Annotated in this window: 19 protein-coding genes, 1 tRNA gene and 1 riboswitch; of the genes, 9 read left to right on the plus strand and 11 right to left on the minus strand. The window is 60.3% G+C overall.

Annotated features, from left to right (window positions below; genetic code table 11):
- Positions 1–107: 107 nt before the first annotated feature.
- The 4 genes from BLW03_RS16645 to BLW03_RS16665 all read left to right on the plus strand — a co-directional run bounded on the left by BLW03_RS16645 (position 108) and on the right by BLW03_RS16665 (position 6,889).
- Entirely contained in the window at positions 108–770 is a 663-nt protein-coding gene (locus tag BLW03_RS16645) for a PAS domain-containing protein (RefSeq protein WP_212733221.1), read from the plus strand.
- 640 nt (positions 771–1,410) lie between these two features.
- Positions 1,411–4,104: a glycosyl hydrolase gene (locus BLW03_RS16655; protein WP_074655163.1), complete on the plus strand. Its 2,694-nt coding sequence runs from the start codon at positions 1,411–1,413 to the stop codon at positions 4,102–4,104.
- A gap of 80 nt (positions 4,105–4,184) precedes the next feature.
- Positions 4,185–5,399, plus strand: a complete 1,215-nt coding sequence (locus tag BLW03_RS16660) for a hypothetical protein (protein ID WP_074655164.1) — start codon at positions 4,185–4,187, stop codon at positions 5,397–5,399.
- A complete protein-coding gene (locus BLW03_RS16665; protein ID WP_244502128.1) occupies positions 5,396–6,889 on the plus strand; it encodes a hypothetical protein in 1,494 nt (497 codons plus the stop codon). Before BLW03_RS16660 ends, BLW03_RS16665 begins: the two co-directional genes overlap by 4 nt.
- Positions 6,890–6,905: 16 nt before the next feature.
- Here the strand turns inward: BLW03_RS16665 and BLW03_RS16670 are convergent, their stop codons facing one another.
- Positions 6,906–8,135: a nucleotidyltransferase domain-containing protein gene (locus BLW03_RS16670; RefSeq protein WP_074655165.1), complete on the minus strand. Its 1,230-nt coding sequence runs from the start codon at positions 8,133–8,135 to the stop codon at positions 6,906–6,908.
- A gap of 106 nt (positions 8,136–8,241) precedes the next feature.
- Positions 8,242–8,312: riboswitch (Fluoride riboswitch) on the plus strand.
- An 11-nt stretch (positions 8,313–8,323) separates the two neighbouring features.
- Between BLW03_RS16670 and BLW03_RS16675 the strand changes: the two genes are divergently transcribed.
- Entirely contained in the window at positions 8,324–9,625 is a 1,302-nt protein-coding gene (locus BLW03_RS16675) for a voltage-gated chloride channel family protein (protein WP_074655166.1), read from the plus strand.
- A 9-nt stretch (positions 9,626–9,634) separates the two neighbouring features.
- Here the strand turns inward: BLW03_RS16675 and BLW03_RS16680 are convergent, their stop codons facing one another.
- The 5 genes from BLW03_RS16680 to BLW03_RS16700 form a co-directional block, all read right to left on the minus strand.
- Complete coding sequence (locus tag BLW03_RS16680; RefSeq protein WP_074655167.1) at positions 9,635–12,064, minus strand: heavy metal translocating P-type ATPase; 2,430 nt, start codon at positions 12,062–12,064, stop codon at positions 9,635–9,637.
- Complete coding sequence (locus BLW03_RS16685) at positions 12,061–13,536, minus strand: TolC family protein (protein WP_074655168.1); 1,476 nt, start codon at positions 13,534–13,536, stop codon at positions 12,061–12,063. Before BLW03_RS16685 ends, BLW03_RS16680 begins: the two co-directional genes overlap by 4 nt.
- On the minus strand, positions 13,533–14,918 hold the full coding sequence (locus BLW03_RS16690) for a multicopper oxidase family protein (protein ID WP_074655169.1): 1,386 nt from the start codon (positions 14,916–14,918) through the stop codon (positions 13,533–13,535). Before BLW03_RS16690 ends, BLW03_RS16685 begins: the two co-directional genes overlap by 4 nt.
- Positions 14,919–15,002: 84 nt before the next feature.
- Positions 15,003–15,386 carry a hypothetical protein gene (locus tag BLW03_RS16695; protein WP_212733222.1) on the minus strand — a complete coding sequence of 128 codons (384 nt, stop codon included), beginning with the start codon at positions 15,384–15,386 and terminating at the stop codon, positions 15,003–15,005.
- 233 nt (positions 15,387–15,619) lie between these two features.
- Positions 15,620–16,084 (minus strand): MarR family winged helix-turn-helix transcriptional regulator, encoded by a 465-nt coding sequence (locus tag BLW03_RS16700; RefSeq protein WP_074655171.1) that lies wholly within the window; start codon positions 16,082–16,084, stop codon positions 15,620–15,622.
- A gap of 136 nt (positions 16,085–16,220) precedes the next feature.
- Between BLW03_RS16700 and BLW03_RS20690 the strand changes: the two genes are divergently transcribed.
- Positions 16,221–16,757: a flavin reductase family protein gene (locus tag BLW03_RS20690; protein ID WP_074655172.1), complete on the plus strand. Its 537-nt coding sequence runs from the start codon at positions 16,221–16,223 to the stop codon at positions 16,755–16,757.
- 60 nt (positions 16,758–16,817) lie between these two features.
- Here the strand turns inward: BLW03_RS20690 and BLW03_RS16710 are convergent, their stop codons facing one another.
- The 4 genes from BLW03_RS16710 to BLW03_RS16730 all read right to left on the minus strand — a co-directional run bounded on the left by BLW03_RS16710 (position 16,818) and on the right by BLW03_RS16730 (position 20,747).
- Positions 16,818–18,095 (minus strand): TlpA disulfide reductase family protein, encoded by a 1,278-nt coding sequence (locus BLW03_RS16710; protein WP_074655173.1) that lies wholly within the window; start codon positions 18,093–18,095, stop codon positions 16,818–16,820.
- A gap of 381 nt (positions 18,096–18,476) precedes the next feature.
- Complete coding sequence (locus BLW03_RS16720; protein WP_074655175.1) at positions 18,477–19,340, minus strand: DUF3106 domain-containing protein; 864 nt, start codon at positions 19,338–19,340, stop codon at positions 18,477–18,479.
- Between the two features lie 79 nt (positions 19,341–19,419).
- Positions 19,420–19,824, minus strand: coding sequence for a hypothetical protein (locus BLW03_RS16725; RefSeq protein ID WP_074655176.1), 405 nt, complete (start codon positions 19,822–19,824; stop codon positions 19,420–19,422).
- A gap of 29 nt (positions 19,825–19,853) precedes the next feature.
- On the minus strand, positions 19,854–20,747 hold the full coding sequence (locus BLW03_RS16730) for a sigma-70 family RNA polymerase sigma factor (protein WP_074655177.1): 894 nt from the start codon (positions 20,745–20,747) through the stop codon (positions 19,854–19,856).
- A 237-nt stretch (positions 20,748–20,984) separates the two neighbouring features.
- Here BLW03_RS16730 and BLW03_RS16735 point away from each other — a divergent pair.
- Positions 20,985–21,059, plus strand: a tRNA-Val gene (locus BLW03_RS16735).
- Positions 21,060–21,152: 93 nt separating this feature from the next.
- Here the strand turns inward: BLW03_RS16735 and BLW03_RS16740 are convergent.
- Positions 21,153–21,374 carry a hypothetical protein gene (locus BLW03_RS16740; RefSeq protein WP_074655178.1) on the minus strand — a complete coding sequence of 74 codons (222 nt, stop codon included), beginning with the start codon at positions 21,372–21,374 and terminating at the stop codon, positions 21,153–21,155.
- Between the two features lie 387 nt (positions 21,375–21,761).
- Between BLW03_RS16740 and BLW03_RS16745 the strand changes: the two genes are divergently transcribed.
- Positions 21,762–22,688, plus strand: a complete 927-nt coding sequence (locus BLW03_RS16745; protein ID WP_244502129.1) for an alkaline phosphatase family protein — start codon at positions 21,762–21,764, stop codon at positions 22,686–22,688.
- Positions 22,689–22,732: 44 nt separating this feature from the next.
- Positions 22,733–23,890, plus strand: coding sequence for a hypothetical protein (locus tag BLW03_RS16750; protein ID WP_212733223.1), 1,158 nt, complete (start codon positions 22,733–22,735; stop codon positions 23,888–23,890).
- Positions 23,891–23,947: the final 57 nt, after the last annotated feature.

Consider the following 23,947-nt stretch of genomic DNA (forward strand, 5'->3'; position numbering starts at 1 on the left):
GTCGGACACCATGTGATTCGATGACTGATAGTTCAAAATTCCTCCTGAGTCTCTCCCCCTCCATGCGCGAAAGTTTAGAGTCGCTTGCGCTCGCGGAAGGCGCATCCATGGACCATCTGCTGATCATTGCCCTGGCCGAAAAACTTGCCCGGTCGGAACATCGGAGTTGGTTGACGCAGCAGGCATGGATGGACAGCGGAGGACCTGCGCGCGAAACATTACGAGAGAGATTGCGGAGACGGGGCGGAAACCCCGAACTTCTTCGCACGCCAGTCACGCAAGCGGCAGATAGCTCGCTCTCTCTCGCTGGAGATGCTGCACTCGAACGGCTACGCATGGAGAACGAACGCGAGCGGCAGAAGTTGGCCGATCTGTTTGAAGGTGCGCCTGTTTTCATTGCGGTACTTGGCGGACCGGACCACGTCTTCGAGATGGTGAATGAGTCTTACCGGGAATTGATGGGAAACCGCGAACTAATTGGTAAGCGCGTCGTTGATTGTGTCCCTGAGGTGGCGGGGACGGTCTGGATGGATTTGCTGGATCATGTTTACCGGACCGGCCAACCGCGCGTTGAGCGCGGTGCTAGGCTATCGCTTGCCCCCGCCCAGGGGCAGCCTCTCGAAGATAAGTTCGTCGACTACACCTATAAGGCCCGTCGCGAATCTGACGGAACAATATCTGGGATCATCGCCCTGGGCGTCGACACCAGCCTTGTGCAAGAGGTGCTGCAAAGCACAAGTGCGAGCACGTTTCTGCTCGATGAAAACTAGCGACCCGGCGAGTCTTTAGGGGATGGCAGTTCTTCGGATGACTCCGGTAGAGAGTCCATCTCGCCATAGTCGCTGCTTTAGTTAATCTCAGATAGAAGTCCGAGTCGCCGAGCGTCGGAGTCTGTGAGCTGGCGGTGAACAGACGCCCCGGCGTCTACCAAACTCAGTAGGCTGACGACCTCCTCTGTGGCGAAACATGGCGAAAGAAAAGCCCCGAAGGCCGATCGCGAATTGCAGGTGAACGAGTCTGTGCAATGCGAAGCCGAATCTATCAGAGCAATACAGCTGACACGCACATAGACATCTCGCCCGTGGACGGGAAAGATGCTCAATAAATAGCTTTTCAAGTGAATCAACCTTCGGTGCGGATGGCGAGCAATTCTCTGCGCGGTATCAGTATGAAGCAGCGCAAGGGGAATTGGTTAGGGATATTTTCAAGGAGCAATCTTTATCAAGATGGTTCTCCTCCCCCCGGCATCCCTCCAGTCATCAGCGAGCGACCTTCGTCGCAGCAGACCTCTACTGCGAGGTTCCAGAACTTGGCGCGCGCTGAGCAGGCACAAACACATGGCAAGTGTTTGATGGGCACCGCTAAGATGATTGGGAAGTTTAGCGGCCTTGCGACGGGAGTCGAAGCTTGATGGGAAAGTTCACGGGGAAGTATGGTGTCGCAGCGGCGGCTCTCATATTCGCGGCAGTCGGATCGGGAATCGCGCTCAGAGCGCAGGATATCTCTGCGTTGCGCAAGGGGTTCATCACTCCCTCGAACGATGCCAAACCCATGATGCGCTGGTGGTGGTTCGGGCCGGCTGTCACGCGGGAAGAGATCACGCGCGAGATTGACCAGATGCATGCAGGCGGCATCGGTGGCTTTGAGCTTGCATCGGTTTACCCGCTTGCGTTGGATGATCCTTCGAAGGGGATTCATAACCTTCGGTATGCATCGCCTGAGATGGTCGAGATGCTACGCGTGGCGCAGGAGCATGGCCGCGCCCTGGGCATGCGCGTCGACCTGACGCTGGGCAGCGGATGGCCCTTCGGCGGACCACATATTCCGATCGATCAGGCTGCCGCGAAGTTGAAAGTCGTCGCTGTGCCCCTGCGCGCGCCTCGACCGGTCATGGCGGATGGCGAGAGCTTGATTGCAATCTATTCGGCGACCGGGACGCCGGAAAAGTGGGATGCTGCAAACGCACATCGTGAACCGCTTAGCTTCAACGGAGGGGGCGCGCCGAAGGCGTCGGTGGCGGTGTACTTCATTCTGAGTCATACGAAGCAGATGGTGAAGCGTGCGTCGGTCGGCAGCGAAGGCTATGTGCTGGATCACATGTCGAAGCAGTCGATCGCGACCCATCTGGCAGCTGTGGGCGAACCGCTCTTGAAAGGGTTCACGGGGGCTCCGCCGTATGCCATTTTTTCCGATTCACTGGAAGTCTATGGCAGCGACTGGACGCCAACGCTGCCCCAGGAGTTTCAGCGCCGGCGTGGTTACGACCTTCTGGATCATCTGCCGGAGCTGGTGCAGGGCGGCACGCCGCAGGCTGAGGCCGTGCGGCACGACTGGGGTGTTACGCTCTCTGACCTGGTGCGCGAAAACTACCTGCAACCGATGACGACGTTCGCGGCCGAGCATGGCACAAAGTTCCGTTCGCAGACTTATGGCGAACCCGCGGCGACGCTTGGGGATGAACGTGTGCCGCAGTTACCCGAGGGTGAAGGTCCGCAATGGAGCGCGTTCTCGTTCACGCGTTGGACATCGTCGGCGAACCACATCTTCGGCAACAACGTGACATCCGCGGAGACTTGGACGTGGCTGCACGCGCCCGTCTTCCGCGCGACGCCATTAGACATGAAGGCCGAAGCCGACCGGATGTTCCTGGAGGGCGTTAACCAGTTTATCGGCCATGGCTGGCCCTACTCTGCGCCCGGTGTACAGGAACCCGGGTGGTCACTGTACGCGGCGGCTGTCTTCAATGCACACAACCCGTGGTGGCCCGTCATGCCGCAGGTAACGGGCTATCTGCAACGCGTGAGTTGGCTGCTGCGGCAGGGTGAGCCGTCCAACGACGTTGCCGTGCTGCTGCCTGAGGATGATGCGCAGGCGGAATTTCGCCCCGGCCATGTCTCTGTCACCGCCGAAATGCAGTATCACATCACGCCGGCCCTGATGAAGTCGATGCTGGGCGCGGGTTACAACGTCGACTACACCGATGCAAAGGCAATCGAGCTCAAGGGGCTTTCGTATCCCGTCGTGGTTGTACCCACAACCCATCGCATGCCGCTGGCATTGGTGCAGCGTCTGCAGACGTATGCCAAGGGCGGCGGCAAGATCATCTTTGTAGGCGAGACGCCTTCTACTTCGCCGGGACTACTGGAGGCGAGTGAGAGTGCGCGTGTCGCAGCAGCGGTGGCGCAGCTGCTACCCATGTCGCAGCACGTTGCGTCCGAGGTTGAACTGCCCAACGCGCTGCATCGCGCATTGCCACCGGACATGGATGTGAGTGCGAGTCATGGCGAGGTGGGCTTCCTGCACCGCAAACTGAAGGGCGCAGACGTTTACTTCATCGCGAACACCTCGAACGTCGCGCAGGTGCTGAAAGTTTCGCCGCGTGCTACGCGCCATGCAGCCGAGTGGTGGGATGCGGAGAAGGGCGGCGAGAGCAGCGCAACGCTCGGTGCGGAGATCACGTTACCGCCATATGCGTCCCGTGTGCTGGTGTTGCATGACGGCGCGGCTGTTCGCACAAAGGAGACTTCGCTCACTGCAGAGAGCCGCGATCCCATCACCCTTACTGGCTGGCATGCATCGTTCCCCGGTAGCGCGGGATCGCCCGCCATGCCGGAGCGAGCAGTCGCCAGCACCGTGTGGACTGATGATGCTGCGACCAGGTTCTACTCAGGCGAGGTTCGTTACACAACTACGTTCACGGCGCGTGCTCTCAGCAAAGGCCAGCACCTCATGCTGCAGTTCCCGGACGGCAAGCCGCTTGTGAACACAAGGGCGCCGAACTTACCGGGAATGCGTGCGTGGTTCGATGCTCCTGTGCGGGATGCGGCGCTGGTTACGGTGAACGGCAAATTGGCGGGAACGCTGTGGCATCCGCCGTATGAGCTGGACCTGTCGCCGTTGCTGAAAGATGGAGACAACACCATCGAGGTCCGCGTCTTTAACACGGCGACGAACGAGATGGCGGGCAGGCCGCCGGTCGATTACACGGCCTTGAAGGCGGTCTATGGCGATCGCTTCCAGATGCAGGACATGGATAAGATCGACGCCGCGACATCAGGCATGGTGGGGCCGGTGACGCTCCAGTATCGGAGCGAGTCAAAGTAGGAAGGTCCGCTGGCGGGCATAACGAATTCGCGTGATTCGTTGCGCCCGCCGGCGTAGCCTGTTTGGCAGGAGATGTCCTCATGTCGAGCACTACGCACCCCGCGGGAATTGCTTCGTCGCCGTCTGCTTCCCGTTCCAGTCGGACCCTCTCGCGAGAGGTCGCAGCGGCCGGCGTCCCCTGGTACATCTGGACCGGTGTTGCGGGCATCACGTCAGCCTCAGTTGGCGCGGCGTGGGACGTGGCGTGGCACCGTTCCATTGGTCGTGACACCTTCTGGACGCCTGCGCACCTGATGATTCAACTGTGTGGCGTGCTGGCGGCGGTCGTCGGCCTTTGGCTTGTGTATCAGTGCACCTTCCAGAAAGATTCGAAGCTGCGCGCGGCATCGGTGAACGTGTTTGGTCTGCGTGCACCGCTGGGGATTTTTCTTGCGGGTTGGGGCGGCATTGCCATGATCACGTCTGCGCCCTTCGACAACTGGTGGCATGCCGCGTACGGTCTGGACGTAAAGATCGTCAGTCCGCCGCACACACTCTTGATCCTAGGTATTCGTGCGGTCTCACTCGGCGTCTTCTTCCTGATTCTGGCGACAATGAACCGCGCAGCAGCCGAGGGAGCCAGCAGCTTCTCCACGCTGCAAAAGCTGCTGCTGTACCTGGGTGGCCTCACCGTGGGCGGTCAGATGTTCTTCCTCCAGGAGTACACGTGGGACATTGGACTGCACCAGTTCGTCCCTTATATCGCCATGGGAATTGCCGTGCCGGTGGTCTTTGCGATGATCTCGCAGGCGTCGCGCTTCAAGTGGGCAGCGACGACTTCCGCTGCAATTTACATGGCGTTCCTGATTGGGGAGATCCTGATCTTTCCACTGATGCACGCAGAGCCGAAGCTCGGACCGGTCTTTAACCCGGTCACGCATCTCATCCCCGCGAAGTTCCCGATCCTGTTGATCGTTCCGGCTCTCGCTCTGGATCTTCTCTGGCAGAAGATAAAGGACTGGAAGACGTGGCAGATTGCTCTTGTTTCCGGCGTCGTCTTCGTCGCGGTGCTCACTGCGGTCGAGTGGCCTTTCGCTAACTTCCTTCTTTCGAAGGCGAGCGAGAACCGCTTCTTCGGGACGACGTACTTTGACTACAACTCACGACCGGACGGTGAGGATCGTATGCGGATCTTCTTCCATCCCGTATACGGCCTTCCGCTCTGGTTCGGCCTGATGCGGGCATCGGTTTACGCAGCGATCTCCACATGGGTTGGCTTCGTCTTCGGCCGTTGGATGCGTGGAGTTCAACGGTGACGCGCCGCCACTGTGTGCGTTTCTTCTCTGTGCTGATGTTCCTGCTGCCGATGGTGGCGCGCGCCCATGTTGGGAATAAGGATGTCTTCGTCGAGCTACAGCCCGGTCCTTACAAGCTATTTGTCACCATCCGTCCCCCGATGGTAATTCCCGGCGTGGCGACAGTCGAGGTGCGTAGCTCCGGCCCGAAGTTAAGTTCGATCCGGATTACACCGGTCCCGATGATCGGCGAAGCGAGCAAGCATCCACCCACACCGGACGCCATGAAACGATCAACGGACGATCCAGCCTTCTTTACCGGGTCGCTGTGGCTGATGGGCAGTGGTTCCTGGAAGGTCCAGCTCGCTCTCGAGGGAGCGGAGGGCAATGCAAGCGCAAGTGTCCCTGTGCCCGCAATGGCACTTTCTGTCATGCGGATGAATCGTTCCTTGGGGCTGCTGCTCGCAGCCCTGGGCGTGTCCCTGGTGTTGGGGATCGTAGGCATTGTTGCGGCGGCCTCGCGTGAGTCGCGCCTCGCTCCCGGTGAAGCGCCCGATGTATCCCGGAAGCGACACGCAATCGTGATGGGCGCTGTCGCTTTCGTCGTCGTCATCGCCGCGATTTTACTTGGCGCGCGGTGGTGGAACGTAGAGGCCGCCGATTACGCTTCGTATGTCTTCCGTCCTCTGGGCCTGACGCCGTTGCTGCGCGGCAACACGCTTGACCTGCAGATGGGCAACTTCACTACCGAGAATGTCCGGCGCAACCGCGTGTCCACGGACCTGCTACCGGATCATGGGCACCTGATGCATCTCTGCGCTATACGAGAGCCCGGCATGGATGCGGTCTTTCATCTGCATCCGGCGCCGGTCGCTCCGGGAAAGTTGAGCATGCAACTGCCCGCAATGCCGCCGGGCCACTATCGCCTGTTCGGCGACATTGTGCACCGCAATGGATTGCCGGAGACGCTGACTGCAGCATTGGACATTCCCGCAGGTTTTAAGGGGGGCAAGCTCGATCCAGAGGACGCTGAAGCAGCGCCGCCAGCGCTTGATGTCGGTGAGTTGGGACCGGTGGACAAGCTGCCCGACGGCTACAGCATGGTCTGGGATCGACCGGCGATGCTCGTCGCGAATCAACCAACGATCTTCCGCTTTCACTTGTTGAACGTGCAGGGCGAGCCCGCAAGCGATGTCGTGCCTTATCTGGGTATGGCGGGTCATGCCGCCTTTGTGAAAACGGACTTGACTGCCTTCGCGCATACTCATCCCGAGAGTTCAGCGCCCATGTTGTCCATGATGGTAGCCAATGACGGTGCCACTCCTGACGCCACGTCTGATATGTCGGTGCAGGGTATGGGCGCGATGGATGGCGTGAAGGCTGACACCATCGTCTCGCCGACAGTTGAGTTCCCTTATGGCTTCCCGTCGTCCGGACGCTATCGAATCTTCGTGCAGATGAAGCATGGCGGCACTGTTGAGACGGGAGTCTTTGACGCTGAGGTCCGCTGAGCTTCAAAGGCTGGGGTTAAGGTGCAGTGCGGCCGCCATGCCGAATGCGGGACGCAAACCAGGAACTGACGCGAACGATCGGGAAGAGGAAGAACAGACTACGGGGGAGACGCGATTCCGCCATCTCGTCGGGTCGGTAGGTCCACGTGCGAAGTTCTGAAAGCAGGGCTCCCGCACCGCGACCCAGCAGGAAGCGCGAGAGATAAACAGACGTGCTGCCGAAGCGCTGCGCGTCCACCTCCTTCGTCTCGCCTTCCCCGGCGAGCAGACGAAGTGCAGATCGGCGAAGAAACTGCAGTGTCGCGTCCTTCTCCAGCTCATGCTGCAGGGGACCGATGTCGAGCAGGAGTAAATCGTGACATAGCAGCATCGCTTGCCCCACGGATCGGCCTGCGTCCATGTGTTTCAAGCGTTCATATACTGCAACGACCGCAGCCGGGTTGTCATGCGGCAGCAGCGTATAGACGTCTGCCAGCCACTTTAAACGGCCCCAGCCATGCGAGGCACCATGAACGCAGAGATAGGCGAGTAGCGTATCGCCGCCCAGCGTTGTAACGGTAGCTCCGGGTGCAATCGCAACCTCCTGGAGTGCGGCCGGCGGCAGATCACCTCGGAGAAGCGGCAGGTCGGTAAGACGCCAGTGAAGCTCCAGAGACACGCCGGCCACGCCTCGATGCCAGTCAATGGATTTTCCATAACGCAGCCACACGTGCTGGTGATCCGCGGAGAGGGTGTTCGGATTCTGCGGCGTATATCCGGAGGCCTGCAAGAGTTCCACCGCGGCACTTACCTGAGATTGCGGTACCCACAGGTCCACATCCTTTGCATGACGCAGGCTGGCATCGCCAAAGGCAAGCGCAGTGAGCGCTGCTCCCTTCAGAAAGACGGCCTGCAGATCAGCTTCGCGAAATGCCTTGCCCAGTCGCATGGTTTCAAGTGCCAGCATCATGGACTGGCGCGCCTGAGTCCCTGCGGCGCGCTGCAACGCGGTGCTGATATCTGCGGGTGGATGCACTCCCGCTGTCACGAGCCCGCGGAGCAGCAGCCCAAAGACACGATGCCTGTGACAAACATCAAGGACAAGTTGCCAGTCTGCTACGGCGGCTGCGGCTTCGCGGATAGTTGCTGACTCCTCCTCGGCGAAGGGGAAGCGCAGGCAAGCGAGCACCAGCCGAAACTCTGGCGAGAATGAGACTTTGCCCGTGTTTCCTCCCGGTAGATCAGCCGCTGTGTGAACTGCCTGCATGCCTCTCCAGAGTAAGCGGACGAGAAGCCGCGCACCCAATGAAAGCATAGGACGCAGCCCGCGCACCATACGCTGCGCGACGCCTGGCATGTTAGGCTAGTGCAAATTAACGCGTGGCGATGGGGTTCCGCCAGAACCGCACGCGGCCGGGCCGCTGCTGATGACTCCTACGAATCGTAGGAGGTCCCATGTCCGAAGAACGTCCCGTCTCGCCCAATCACCTTTTTCGATATCTTTGGCGTTGGATCCCGCTTGCCGTAATGGCAGGGATTCTTGCTGGTTCGGCGTCAGCATTACTGCTGTGGTCGCTGAATCTTGCGACAGCGGTGCGCGAAGACCATCGCTGGCTCATCGCACTGCTGCCGATCGCAGGGCTTGCCGTCGGGCTGATGTATCACTACCTGGGCACCTCGGTCGAGGCCGGCAATAACCTCATCCTGGACGAGGTGCATGATCCGCAGCGCACCCTCCCCGTGCGCATGACGCCGCTGATTCTGATCGGCACGTTTGTCACACATCTCTTCGGCGGATCGGCCGGCCGCGAAGGCACTGCCATCCAGACAGGAGCCTCGCTCGCCGACCAGCTTTCCAAGCCATTCCGGCTCAGCGCAGAAGAGCGTCGAGTGCTGTTGATGTGCGGGATCAGTGCCGGCTTCGCTTCTGTCTTTGGTACACCATTGGCCGGGGCGGTCTTTGGGCTTGAAGTGTTGATGGTGGGATCGGTGAGCTACAGCGCCCTTGTGCCGTGCGTCGTTGCAGCCTTTGCTGGAGACCTGACCACACGAGCCTGGCATGTCTCACACACCCTGTATCGCGTTAGCGAAGTGCCTGCAATCTCGGCGCGTGGCGTGCTCTTCGCAGCCATTGCGGGCGCAATCTTCGGTCTTGTCGCGATGGCATTTGCGCGTACCGTCCATGTCATCGCGGCCCGCTGCAAAGCGATGGTCACTTACAGTCCGTTGCGGCCCGTGCTGGGCGGCATCCTTGTCGCGGCCGCCGTCTTTGCGTTTGGTACGACGAAGTACATCGGACTGGGCATACCAGGCATCGTCGCAGCCTTCCATGGCCCTCAGCCACCTTACGATTGGGCCGCAAAGTTCCTGTTCACCGTGGTGACGCTTGGTACCGGTTTCAAGGGGGGCGAGGTGACACCGCTCTTCTTCATCGGCGCAACGCTGGGCAATGCGCTTGCGTACGTACTGCCACTGCCGTCTTCGTTGCTGGCTGGCATGGGCTTTGTCGCGGTCTTCGCGGGAGCAGCCAACACGCCCGTTGCCTCGACACTCATGGCAGTCGAACTATTCGGCGCAGAAGCGGGCGCGTACGCCGGCATCGCTTGCGTCTTCAGTTACCTGTTCTCAGGCAGTAGCGGCATCTATCGATCGCAGCGCGCGGGCACTGCTAAGGTTGCGCGTGACGGAGCAATGGAAGAGGACTCACTTGCGCTCGAAGCGAAGGATGACCAGATACAGGGCGTACGTTCCCAGTGAATTCTCGCTCTAGAGCTTCGCGGATCGCAATCGAAGCGCATTCCCTATCACTGACACAGAGCTCAGGCTCATAGCCGCAGCCGCGATCATTGGACTCAGCAGGAAACCGAAGAACGGGTAGAGCACGCCCGCCGCGACGGGAACGCCGATGATGTTGTAGGCGAAGGCAAAGAAGAGATTCTGCCGGATGTTTTGCACGGTTGCCTGGCTTAGTCGACGCGCACGCAAGACAGCTCGTAGATCGCCATGCAGCAGTACGATGCCCGCTGATTCCATCGCAACATCGGTCCCTGTTGCCATCGCGATGCCGACGTCTGCAGTCGCGAGCGCGGGCGCATCATTCACGCCATCGCCGGCCATTGCAACGGTGCGCCCCATAACCTTGTAACGTGTGACGACATCCGCTTTGCCTGCGGGTAGAACGCCTGCTACGTACTCAATGTCCAAGGCCTTCGCGACTGCCGCAGCGGTTGCTTCCTGATCCCCCGTCACCATCACTACACGCACGCCCGATGTCTTCAACTCACGCACAACATCTGCAGCCGAGATGCGAACTGCATCCGCGATGCATAAGAGACCTGCTGCCTTGCCGTCGCGAGCAAGGATGACAACCGTCTCCGCAGCAGATTGATGTGCCGCGAATGCAGCCTGCAATGACGACGCATCGATCGCGAGCGACTGCATCAGTGCTGCATTGCCAACGGCAATGTCTCTGCCGCCAACATCCCCTCGTACGCCCATGCCAGGAATGTTATCGAAGCTTTCAGCAGGCTGCAGCGCGATCTTTCTCTGTCCTGCCTCGGCGATCAACGCTGCGGCTAACGGGTGTTCGCTCGATCGCTCGACGCTTGCGGCCAGTCGTACGATGTCGTCTTCAGTGAAGCCGGCCGCAGGGATGATGGCGGTGACGCGTGGCTTGCCCTCGGTCAATGTTCCAGTCTTATCGATCAGCAGTGTATTGACGGAGGCAAGCTTCTCCAGTGCCTCGGCGTTACGTACCAGTACGCCTGCGCCTGCTCCGCGGCCCGTGCCGACCATTATGGCCATCGGTGTCGCCAGGCCTAGCGCGCATGGGCAAGCCACAATCAGGACCGCAATCGCATTCACGATGGCGTGCGCCAGTCGTGGCGTTGGCCCGAGCAGATACCAGGCCAGGAAGGTCACGATGCTGATCAGGAGTACGGCCGGTACGAAGTACGCGGCGACGCGATCCGCGAGCCGTTGAATCGGCGCACGCGTGCGCTGTGCTGCTGCGACCATGGAGACGATCTGTGCCAGCAGCGTCTCAGTACCGATGCGCTCCGCCTTCATCACGAACCCGCCAGTGCCGTTCACCGTGCCACCGATGACATTGTCTCCAGCTGCCTTCGCCACTGGCATTGGCTCACCGCTCACCATGGATTCATCCACAGCGCTCGAGCCTTCCAGAACCACGCCGTCAACAGGAACCTTCTCACCTGGGCGCACACGTAGACGATCGCCGACTTTGACAGCGTCCAGTGCAATCTCTTTTTCGTGGCCGCAGTCAGTGACGCGCAAAGCAGTGCGAGGCGCAAGTTGCAGCAGCGATCGCAATGCCGACCCTGTCTGGCTGCGAGCTCTCAATTCCAGCACCTGGCCTAACAGCACCAGTGCGATGATCACCACCGCCGGCTCATAGTACAGCGGTACTGCGCCGTGCATGTCGCGCACGGAAGCAGGGAAGAGTACCGGCGCAATGGTTGCAGCAACGCTATCGATGTAAGCAACACTTGCCCCCAGTGCGATCAGCGTGAACATGTTTCCGCTGCGGTTCTTTACGGACTGCCAGCCGCGTACGAAGAACGGCCATCCGCACCAGAGCACAGCGGGTGTTGCGATGACGAACTCAATCCATGCGAGCGTACGCACTGAGAACGCACGCTGCAGAGACATCGACGGCAGCATCTCGGAGAACATCACGCCGAGCAGCGGGACAGCCATCGCGAGGGCGATCCAGAAGCGCCGTTGCATGTCACGCAGTTCTGGATTGTCCTCCATGGCGACCACCTCGCGCGGCTCCAGCGCCATGCCGCACTTTGGGCAATTACCAGGCTCGGCGCGCACGATCTCAGGGTGCATGGGACAGGTGTACTCGGTCTTTGTGGCTAACGAAACCACTGCGGGTTCAAGCGCCATGCCGCACTTCGGGCAAGTGCCCGGGCCCAACTGGCTGACCTCAGGGTCCATGGGACAGATGTACTCGGTGCCTGCATCGGCCGCTGTTGGAGCAGCTACTGGCTTCGGTGCAAGATACTTCATTGGATCGGCCACGAACTTCGCGAGGCAGCCCTTGCCGCAGAAGTAGTAGCGTTCGCCGCTATGCTCCGCAGAGCCCGCAGCCTTCGACGGCAGCACCATCATCCCGCACACAGGATCTCGGTGCTTCGCTTCGGCGATCTCTTCCGGTAACGCGCTCAATTGGTCCCGCCCATCGTGGAATGCAACATTGCATCGCCTCCGCTAACCGGTGCATCAAGGCCACCACCCAGTGTGTAGTTCTGTAGACCGATAAGGCCCATCCACTCTTTTTCCAATGCATGCAGGTAGGCCATGCGCAGTTGTGCCAGCGTGCGCTGCGACATCAATACCTGCGGATACGGCGCTGCCATGGACTGGTACTTCATGGCATACAGCTCATAGGCACGCAGCGCGCGCGGCAGTAGCTGCGTGCGGTAGCGTTCGGCTTCGAAGCGTGCTGCGAGATAGCTTTGCACCAGCGGCTGCGCCCTCTGTTGCAACTGTAGCTGCGTGCGCGTGATATCGCTCTTTGCGTGCGACAACTCGGCCTCAGCCGCGGCCTTATTCCCTTGATTGCGGTTCCATAACGGCAGCTCTACACCTACTTGCGCGAAGCCCATCCAGCCTGCACGCTTCGTTGGATCACTGAGTTGGTCACCGCTGTTCCATAGTCCAGCCTGCACCTTCAGATCAGGCACCGGCTCGCGTTTTGCGCTGGTGCGTTGCGCTTCTGCAACGGCGACTTCCTGCTGTGCGCGTTGGACGTCGGGACTGTTGGCGAGCAGCTTGGCGACTGCCTGGTCTGCGTTGAGATCGGGGATAGATTCGAGATCGCCGGTCAGCTTCGCCAGTGGGATCGAGTTCTGTCCACACAGAGCTGCGAGCATGTGAAAACGTTGCAGATAGTCCCGTTGTGCGTCGACGTAATCGATCTTCGTTTGCTCCGCTTCGACCTCCGCCTGAAGCACGTCCGGAGCGTCCGCCTGGCCGAGATTTGCCAGCGTATGAATCGATTCAATTGTGTCCAGGGCGACCGACATCAGCTGTTTTCGCACGGAAACGGCGGATTGTGCCGCGAGTGCCTGATAGAAGACCCGTTGCACATCCGCGCGGACGCGAATTGCCTGCTGTTCGATCCCGATCGCATCCGCTTTCGCAGCCTGCTGGTACACCTCGCGCCGCAAGCCGAGTTTACCGCCAAGGACGATGTCCTGCTGTACGAAGGCACCCTGTTCGCCTCCGCCGTAGCTGCCGCCGCGGATGTGTTCGCCGCTGTAGCCGACCGTTGGGTTCGGAGGCAGCGCCGCCTGACGTGCCTGTGCCTGGCTGCGCTGTCGTAAAGCCGCGGCCTGCTTCAGCGTTGGATTGTTCGCGGTTGCCAGGTCTTCAAGTTGCTGCAGTGTCAGCGGTGCATTTGCTTCGGCTTCTTTGAGAAGCTCGGGTGCGGGCGAGTCATCTCCGGTCTGCATGGTGGGGGCTTCAGCCTCTTGCAGATGGAGCGTGTCGCGGCGGATCGAAGGTGTCGCGCCGGACTGCTGAGCGGTCTTTGGCGGCATGCTCATTCCAGGCATGTCGCCCATCTGTGCCGATGCTGAGCCGGACGCGGCGATGAGCAGTACTGTGAGAGTCGACGACAGGGACCGAAAGCTCATGCCCGACCTCCTTCGTTAGTCAGCAGGGACGCATAGGGATCGTTCTTACGGTTGGCGCTCCGCATCTTTCCCATGACTTCGTCGTAGCGCGCGGGTGGCAGCACGCGCAGGAAGGTCATCATGCCCTGCATGGCACTGCTCCAACCCGCGTTCAGGCCAAAATTCTCCGGCTTGTCGAGCATGCTGCTTTGCTCCATGTTCATCGTGGGACCTTCCATGTAGGCGTCCTGCGGAAAGTTCGGCACGTTGCTGGCATTCGGCGCAATGTTCTTGTCTTGCTCTCGCATCGCGCTGTCGCCCATATCCATGGACATCATGCCCGCCATCTGCTCACTGCTCGTCTTTGGTTCGCTTCTGGCCATTGACTGCTGCATGTCCTGCATGGCGGTCATGCTTCTTGCCTGCGAGAGCGGACCGTTGGTGGTGGGCACGCCCTGCACATCCGAGCTCATCTGATTCATCATGTGGTGCGGCATGTGGCAGTGCAGCATCCAGTCACCGGGATTGTTTGCGACCAGTTCCACATCGCGCGCCTGCCCGACGCCGACCAGCGTGGTGTTGCCGGGCCACCATGCGCTCGGCTGAATGCGGCCGCCCTCGGTGCCGGTGACGTGGAAGGTGTGGCCGTGCAGGTGAATCGGGTGGTGATCCATGCCCAAATTGATGAAGCGAAGGCGCACGCGATCGCCTTGACGAACAATAAGTGGAGTCGTTGCGGGACCGGCCTTGCCGTTGATGACCAGCCAGTTAAACTCCATCTTCATGGTGTTTGGCACGGTGTTATTGGCGAGCACGGCGTACTCCTGAAAGTGCAGGACAAAGTCCTTGTCGCAGTGCGGCGTGTACGCCTCGCGCGGATGCATGATGAAGGCGCCGAGCATGCCTGCCATCTCCTGCATGGCCATGTGCGAGTGGTAGAAGTACGTGCCAGCCTGATGGATGTCGAACTCGTAGACGAACGTCTCGCCGGGCCGCGTGGGTGCCTGGCTGATGCCGGGCATGCCGTCAAACTGGATCCGGTCTTCAAAGCCATGCCAGTGAATGGAGCATGGCTCCGGCAACTGGTTTTCAAAGATCACACGCACGCGATCTCCCTGCGTCACCTGGAAGGTCGGGCCGGGTGCCGATCCATTGAAGCCCCACACATCGATGATTTTGTTTGGCGCGATCTGTTGCTTGAAGACATGCGCGACCAGGTGGAAGACCTTCACATCGCCGTCCATGGTGAAGGGCATATCGCCCACTTCTGTGGTGACGACTGGCACATTGTGCGCGTGCGCTGTGTGGTGCGTCGGAGGCGTGGTCGCGAAGAGCCGCGGGGCGGTCATAAGACCGGCGCCAAGGCCGAACGCGCGCTGCAGAAAGCTGCGGCGGTTACTCATGAGGATGTTCCTTCAGATGTCCTAAAGCGTTAGGAGGCCACGGGCGTGCTGCTGCTGCGTGGGAGACGGACCGAAGGAACGGGACTAGACGCGGAGTGGCTGCAGCATCGCCCTGGGAGGCGACGGCGGATGGAGCGCTCGAGGAGGCACGGCATAGCCAGCGATCAGCAGCGGAAGGTGGGACTCCGCAAGGGGCGGTGTTGCTGCATCGGTGGAGAGTGTCGTCTGCTGCGTTGCGGGCGCAAGGCTACCTTGCTGCAGGATGCAGGTGCTATGTGCGCAATGCGTCATGCTGCTTGCGTTCTGCACCGTCGCAGTTCCGTTTGCCGCTACATGGTGGCACGATGGCATGGCTTCCATCGCGTCTTCCTGCGTGGCCGCGGGCGCTGCCTTCGTCGCCGCACCGTCGCAGCAGGGCATCGCCCATGCCGGAAGCACGGGGCCGCCCAGCAAAAGGGTGAGCAACATCGCGAGATGGATCAGGCGCCGCAAGAGTCTCTTCTAAAGGATGCACCGGAGCGGGGATGGGTGCAACCGTGCGCGGGTGCACGCCAGAAATCCGGCGCCTACAGGGCGGCAACATGCTCGGAGCCGGGCGCGCGTATGCAGCAGCGGCGAGCCCGGCCTATGCCGGGCCCTCGTCGTTGCGACCGTCTTCGGAAAAGACGGTTGGGTTTGCCTCAATCTTGATAGAGGAATGCTTAGAAGGCCTGGACACTGCTTTCGAGGATCAGCCGCAGCGACTTGGCTGCGCGATCCAGCGCGGTGCGGTCTTCGGAGCCCAACTCGGCAAGCCGATCGGCCAGCCAGTCGGCGCGGCGCTCGTTGACGGCGCGAAGATACTGCGTGCCGGTGCGGGTGACGGTGAGACCGATGCGACGACGATCCACGTCGCCTTTTGCGATCTCACGCTGTACATAACCCAGTGTCATCAGTCGCTTGACGTGTGCGCTCATGGCGGGCCGGCTCATCTGCTCCATCTCAGCCAGTTCGCTGACGCCCAGGCCGGGCTCTTCACGCAGTGTGCCAAGGAGTTGTGCATCAAGAGAAGAGCCGCCGCCTCGAAGTGCTTCCCGCCGGAGGTGGCGGCTAAGGCGAAGGATAGAAGGACGAAGTTCTGCGGCCAGTTTCACCGTTTTCGTAATCGTAGTCGTTGTGTTACGCATGCCCTGCAATACTCCCAACAATGTCCGGGGGTGGTGTTTGCCGCCCTGCCGAACCTCAGACACACTACATGCCTTCCCGATAGAATGGCAATCGCTAAGAAGTTACAGTTTGACGACAATGAGATTCGCGGGAACTATGACTGAAAATGACGTAAAGACGGAGCCCGAGATCGAACTGCGTCGCAACTTTGTGTCGGCTATGCGACGTTTGATCGCTACCGTCACCATCATTACGGCAGGAGACGCCTCAGCCCGCGCGGGCATGGTCGCAACGGCGGTGATGTCTGTCTCTGCAGATCCGCCATCCCTCGTTGTCGGTATCAATCGCGAGGCTACCGTGTGGCAGGCGGTAAAAGATACAGGCCGCTTCAGTGTGAACCTATTGGCCACGCATCACGCGCCGCTGGTGTATCCCTTCAGCGGCCAGTTACAGGGCGAGGAGCGCTTCACGCTGGGGGAGTGGCATGCGCACACGTCCCAGACGCCGTACCTCGCGGACGCGATCGTCAGCCTGTTTTGCCGGGTGGATAGCGCGCTGGACTACGGCACGCACACGCTGTTTGTTGGAGCGGTCGACGACATCCGTCTGAGCGCCGCCGCGAACGAGCCTTTGCTGTGGCGGAATGGTTCGTTTGCAAATGCTGTGCCACTGGATGAATTGCTTGAGTCTTAGCTGTTCGACTCACCTAGTGCTTAGCTGCAGCTAAGACCCTCGGCATGAACGCTCGCGGCGTTATCGCGAAGCTGTCTGGTTCGCAGCCAGCAGCTTCTCTACAAGCGCGAAGGTCTCGTTGCGCAGGTCCGTGTAGGCCGCGCCGGTGGCGGGGCCGCTGAAGCCTGCATGGGTCTCCTTGACGAGACCGTCGCGACCCACAAAGAACGCAGTCGGCCAGCAGTTCAGATTCTTACCCTGCGGAAGCTTTTCATTCAGTTCATCGGGCGTCCCCATCACAAGCACGGGGTAGGGAATCCGGTACTGCGTCACGAAGGCGCGCAGGCGCTCCGGGTTCTTCAACTGGTCATCCTCTTCGAAGGAGAGGTCTACGATCTCGAGACCGCGCTGATGGTATTTGTTGTAGAGCTCGACGAGCAGCGGCGCTTCGTCGTGGCAGTTGGGGCACCAGCTGCCGCCAATGGCTACGATCACCACCTTACCCTTGAAGTCTGGATCGGTGCTGCTGACAGTCGTTCCGGCAAGGTTGGGACCGGCAAAGCGAAGGGGCTCGGCGGGGTTCACAACGGTCGTCTGCTCCGTTGGCAACGTGGGCTTGCCGAGGTTCGCAAGGCGCGCCGCCTCGGGACGATTCGCGATCCAATGGTCACCTGCCTTGAGGTCAGAGACCAGCAGAGTGCCGTCGGTATTCGGCTTCAATGTCAGGATCGCGCCGCCTGAATCAGCAAAGCGGCTTACGCGGTACTCGCCGACAGCTTCGTCAAATCGGCCATAGAGGCCGCCGGTGTCGCCGTCGATGCGCAGGATTACCGCCTTGATCTGGCCGTTGCCCTCGAACGGAGCGACACGCAAAGTCCAGGCTGACTCGCCCTTTTTGGACTTCTGCGGCAGCGTAATCTCCCAGTCGCCATTGATGGTGGCGCCCTTCTTGCTGCCGTCTGCCTTCGCCGCCGGAACGAAGACGCTGGCGGGCTTGCCATCGCGGTCGGCATGCAACTGAAGGGCGATGGGAGCCGGCAGGCGAGCGCCGTTGTAGGTCGCGGTCAGCGTGTTTCCGTTGAGGGTACCGTCCAGCGTGCGTGCGAAGGAGTTGAAGTGCAGCACCAGGTGCTGGCCGGTGAGCGTGCCGTTGCTGGATGGAGCGCGCTCCGTGCCATTCAGGAAGGTTCCGGTGATCGCACCGGACTTCGTGGCGGATGTGAGATCGAGCTGCACCGGCACGGCCTGACCGTTTACGGTGGCAGTGCCGGACCAGTGGCGCGCGACCTTCTGTGAGAGAGCGAGGTGCGGCAGAGCTGCGAAGAGAGTCATTGCTGCGGCAGTGCGAAGGACGTTCATGGTGGTCGATCTCCTGGTGCGAGCGGGGCGGCAGCCGGCGATCCGGTCCTGTCGGGCGCACGCAAAGGCGCATCAACCCGCACAAAGACGGATCGTAGCCACGGCACGGAAGGTTGTCAGGGAAGTACTACAGAGACGCGAAAACCTGGTGCACGGCTACGAACAGCAGCAGCGGCAACAACAGGTTTTGGCGAGGGACTTCACATGAGCAGCGTAGCTTGAAGAGCGGCCAGCGTCAATATGTGAGGTGAAGTTCATACATCATCGGATGCGCCAGCCATAGGCGGGGATTCCGTTTTGTCCGCTCGATGCTTTGTGGTTTGCTTTCGGCGGAATCGCTTAAGTCATCTGCCTCCGAACGCAAAAGCTCGCGCAGTGAACTTAGCGGCCCGGTAGCAGCGGCTCGACGGAGAGCAGATTACCCAGCGTGCCGCGTTCCTCGTCGGTGAACTGCTGCCGGTACTCGGGTGAATTGAGCATGGAATTGCGCTGTTGAACCGGCATCTGGCGTAGATCGCGGAATGACCTGGCCACCATCCGCCGGCGATCCTCGGGCAATGCACCGAGCTGCCCCATGGCGCTGCGCACGTTGCCGCGCTGCTGCGGACTCATGTGTTCCATGGTTTCAGCCCGCTGGATTACGCGCTCGCGCTGCTGCTGGGGCATGGTGTTGAGCCGGTTCAGGCGATTCATCACCTGATTCTGTTGTTGCGGTGCCAGCCGATTGAAGCCGGGTTCATTCTGCAAGGCGCGCTGCTGCTGCTGCGGGTTCAGGTTGCTGTGTTGCTGCATCCACTGCCCCAGATGTTCACCGCGAACGGGTTGTCCTGCCTGACCGCCCTGCTGTACCGGTCCAATGAATCGTTGCTGTCCTGCGCCGGCCTGCGGCTGAGCGGGTCCGGCAAATCGCTGCTGATTGCCCTGTTGCGGCGTGGGTCCAACCACACGTCCGGCATTCCCCTGGAAGCTGGAGCCCGGGTATCCAGAACCATAGGCAGGCCCGCCGTTGTAGCCTCCCGGGCGAGGCGCACCCATCATGCCACCGCCGCCCATACGCTGGGCGCCACCCATGTTGGGGGAGCCTCCCATGCGCGGACCGCCACCCGTCATACCTCCCGCAGGGCGCCCATAGCCGCCCGCCTGCCGTCCCGGCTGCGCAAAGGCCGAAAGGCCAATCAGCAGGCAGGCGGACGCTGCGAGCATCGTGCGCTCGACGGTCTTGCGGAATGGGGTAAGCAGAGTCATGGGTGTCAAAGTCAGATCAGGTAAATCTGAAATGCAAGCAAAGTATCAAATGGTGCAAACGTTACCAGCCGCGATCGGCTTAGATTTCAGGTGCGTCGTCGTCCAGCAACTGGTCCATCTGCTGAATCGTTTGATCGTTAGTGTCGATGATCTGCAGGTCTTCCACGGTCGCCGAAATCGCTGGCGCGTTCACCTTTTGCAGATGCGAAACTTCAAGCCAGCTGCCGCCACCCGCCACCAGCAGCAGCGCCATGGCACCCGCCAGCATAGGCTTCAGTGTGGCCGTGTTGCCGTACAGGAAACGGTCGCGCAGCCGCGCAAAGAAGCCCTCCGGCTCGCGCTGTACCTCCTCGCGGAATCGCGCCATCATCCGGGCATCGAACCACGGCGAAGGCTCCGGGGCCTTCCAGTCGTCGAGCAGCGCCATCATCTCGTGCATGGCCTGTTCGTCGGATACTTCGGTCGTCTTCTTGGCAGAAAACATAACAACCTTCCTTCTCAACTCTAAATACGCTAAACGAACTCTTTTAGCCGCTCGCGAAGTGTCTGGTAGGCGCGAAACAGCAGAGATTTCGTTGCAGATTCGCTCAATTTCAGCACCGCGCCGATCTGCTTGTAGTCCATCTCCTGATATTTGTGCATCAACACGGCGCTCCGCTGGCGCTCGGGCAGGGCCATTACATGAGCCTTGATCGCTTTCATGCGTTCTGCCCGCATCAGGTCAGCCTCGATGGTCGGCGTCTCGTCGGCCACGTCGTGCATGCTGCCTGTCTCGGGATCCGGCTCGTCCAGATGGACGGTTGGCGCGGTCCTTTCGTTCTTCGTGTCGCGGGCGTGGTTCACTGCAAGGTTTGTCGCGATGCGATAGAGCCAGGTTGTGAACCGGGCCTCGGCGCGGTAGGTCTCACGCGAGCGATAGACCCGGAGGAAGACCTCCTGCGCCATCTCCTCCGCAATCGCCTGGTTGTGGACCATGCGATACATGAAATGAACGATCGGCCGACGGTATTTGTTCATCAGGTAGTCGAAGCACTCAAGCTCGCCCGCCTTCAGCCGAAGCATGATTTCGGCATCACCGGTCTCAGCCGGTTTCGCCGCAACTGCCTGCAATTCCTCTGCAAAGCCACTCGCACGGCCAGGAGCCAGATCGGCTTCCGTACCCGCCATCATGCCCGGATTGAGCGCCAGACTTGCCATATCTTCTCCGACACCATCCGGGTCGGATTGTTGCGCATCGACCGCACTTTCCGGGTCCGGATCGCCATCGGAGTCGCGCTGAACGGCGTCGTTCGCGTCGTCCTCAAGATCGGAATCGTCACCGGGCGCACCGCCATCTTCCGGCGCACTGCGATGCGCGCCGGTGTAGCGATCCACCTCACCCGAGTGTCCGGTCCTGCCTGCTGCCATACGTCCGTAAATCCTTCGATCGCGCGCCCATGCGCAACGAGTAGCACTTATTTGTACCGGCATTCGCCTCGGATGCCAAAGCAAACGCTCACGGTGGGATGCGCCGAAGCAACACCCGGGTCGCATGGCAAGCCAGAGAGTAACGCACGTCCCTCGCCACTTCCAAGGGATCTGCAGACCCGCCGAGTGATCCCGCGTTGCGTGATAAACTTCATTTCAGCAAGCGCATCCCCGCGCGGGCGCATAACTCAGCGGTAGAGTGCCACCTTCACACGGTGGAAGTCGTAGGTTCGAATCCTGCTGTGCCCACCATCAAGTCAACAACTTAGCGACACTGGCGAATGGATTTGATGCCAAAGTGCACCCTCTGGCATCAACCGCGCCGATTGTGCCGGCTGCATCCTTCTATGTCGCCTGCTGCTGTATAGCTGCTGCCGCGAGCATCGCGTAGACCGAGCCGACCATCTGCTGCGCACTCTCTGGCAGTTCCTGCAGGTAATCGTTCGCGGTCGTGTCCGCTCGCGAGTGACGCAGGTGAGATTGAATGTCCTTCACGGAACGAAGATTCTGGGCTCGTGTTGCGATCGTGCGGCGGATGATCTGGTGATTCAATTTCTCGATACCCACTGATTCCCCCGTGAGGCTTCAAGACTTTTCTCGGTAGTTGGAGGTGTCGGTACCTCGCCGTCCGCGTTCGGAAAGGTCGGGTCATCAGGAGAGCATTTCCGTTGGCGTAAGTTTCCAACTGCGTGCTACTTGCTTCATACTGGGCCGATGGGGTCGCCTTATTCACATCTGTCGCAAAGTGTAGCGGGCAGTCGTCGAAGGTTCCTGCAAGGTGCTATCGGCACGCTTTCTGCTGCGACTGTTTCGTGTGGGTTATCCGCACAGGCGCTGCCATTACTACGCCCTTCACAGAAGACAATCGTCGTTACTTTTGGCGGCGGTGCGCGTGATGAGGAGACCTTCTCCGAAGACGGGCAGGAGAATATTCCGAATCTGCTTCAAACTCTCTTGCCGCAGGGCACCTTTTTTAGCCAGGTAGTTAATGCCGGCATTCTTGGTCACTACGTTGCGACCGCGAGCGTCGTGACGGGCAAATATGAGCGCTTCAACAACTTCATCGCGCAGCCTCCACCGAACCCCACGCTTTTCGAGTACTACCGGAAGGGATTGAAGCGCCCCGCAAACGATGCTTGGGTCATCGCCCCCAGCAACGGCTTTCAGCGGATTGGCAGCAGCAGCCATTCGTCTTTCGGGCCCGGATTCGGCGCTGGTGTGATCCTGCCGAAGCGTTTGCTGCAGTCAGCCTTGCGAAGCAAAGGGCTCGTTGACGGCGACCAGCTCTCTCATCTTCTGCAAGACAGCTACGAGATGCCGCTGTATCAGCCGCAGCAATCCAGTATGGACCACGAGATGCATCTGGACACGCTTGAGTCGACGCTGAAGCTGTCCGTGCAGGATTTTGTCCAGAAGGCACGCAGTCTCGACAGCGCGGATGAGCTTTCCATCTACGTCACGCGGCAGTTGATGAAGCACCTCGCACCCTCGCTGATGATGCTGACACTTCATGACATGGACGTCGCACACGCCGGTGCGTACTCGCTGTACGTCGATGCGATTCAACGCGCAGACCGTCTGTGTGCGGACTTATGGGAGATGGTCCAGGGCGATCCGGAGTATAAGGACCGTACAACCCTATACATCATGCCAGACTTTGGCCGTGACTCGGACGATGATCCGACTGGCAACGGCTTCCAACACCACAGAACCGGCAGTGCGATGGCCCGGACTACCTGGATGCTGATACTGGGACCGCACATTCGCCAGAATACGACCGTCACCCGACCGGTGGAATCAATTGACCTTGTCCCTACAATCGGTTATTCCCTGGGTTTTGCGACGGGGGGCGACGGCAGGCTGTTGCAAGAGATCCTATGACGCCTGAACAGTTGTCGCCCTTAGCTTTTGCTGGTTTTGCGCCCATGGCACGTGCCTTTGCGAATGATCATCTGGCGCTGCTGCGACGGTTGCCTCTCGTCCTGTGTCCTTCGTTCCTTCAACAGATACAGGCACTCGACACCAGCTTCCCTGCAGAGATTGCCAGCCTTCGCTGGCAGAGCGATGCGCTACAAGGGCTGTCAGCAAGTAGATTTGATTTACTGACTAGTCCACTGAAAGCGATCTCGCTGTCGCCGTCCCTGAAGCGCGCTGACTGGGTGGGTAGACCGGCGGCATTCGTGACAGAACTAACGGCATACCTGTGGTCCAGCGGTCAGATGACCGAATTTCGGAAGGCGACCGCAGATCTATTTGCTTCCGTTCCTCCGCAGGTCGACGATACGCATCGGCTTGTGGTCGTCATTCTTGGGCAGGAAGCGCAGGTTGATAGCAAGTCGGTATTGCGAAAGCTCCGCAAGCAAGGCGTATTTCTGACTGCGATCCAGAATGCGACAGCACCCGCCGAGATTCGCGAGCTTCTGCTCAAACACGTCGCGCAGCCTTTGGGAGCTTATGCGAGTTGGTATGTCGATGGTGGCCCGGCGCATCCGGAAATCGGCGGCAACCTCTCCGGGATTCAGTTACTCACTTACCCAGGGCTTGCCTCCGTCCGGGATCGGGTCTTGAACCGGATGCAGGTTGATATCGCCAGCCCCGGCAGCGGGCCCGAACACCTGCGCGATCAACTTGCCGCGTTCACTCAGAGCGATGCTCGTGCGACCGACCTCACTGGCGATGGAGTGCTGCAGCGGTTTTACACCGAGCTGTTTACGCAGAGCTCCGGTCCACAGATCTTCAGCACGAGCTTTGTGCAATGGACGGGACGAGAGCTGGCTCGTCGGGCTAAGCCTTCGACTCTTTTGCTGCGCTATGCGCCTCGTCAACGCCATCGCGGCCTGAACGAACTGCTGCCGGGTGAAAAGGCCGCGACCGTCGACGTCCAGGGATCGCTGCGGGACGCGGAGATGGGTGCTTTCTATAACTGGATCGAGATGAAGAGAATTACTGCGCCTGACAAGCTGACGTTCGTTGTATGGGTCGAAGGACATCCGCTAGCCGTGGTGCTTGGTCCGGGCAGCCCGGCTGGCTCTGTCTGCACAACGCCCATGACGCTATCGAAGGCCGTGGAGACATTCGGCTAATCTGTCGCACAAAGCAAAAAATGCCCCTGTGAGAATAGATCTCACAGGGGCTTGCTT

This window comes from Terriglobus roseus, from assembly GCF_900105625.1.
Classification (GTDB): Bacteria; Acidobacteriota; Terriglobia; order Terriglobales; family Acidobacteriaceae; genus Terriglobus; species Terriglobus roseus_B.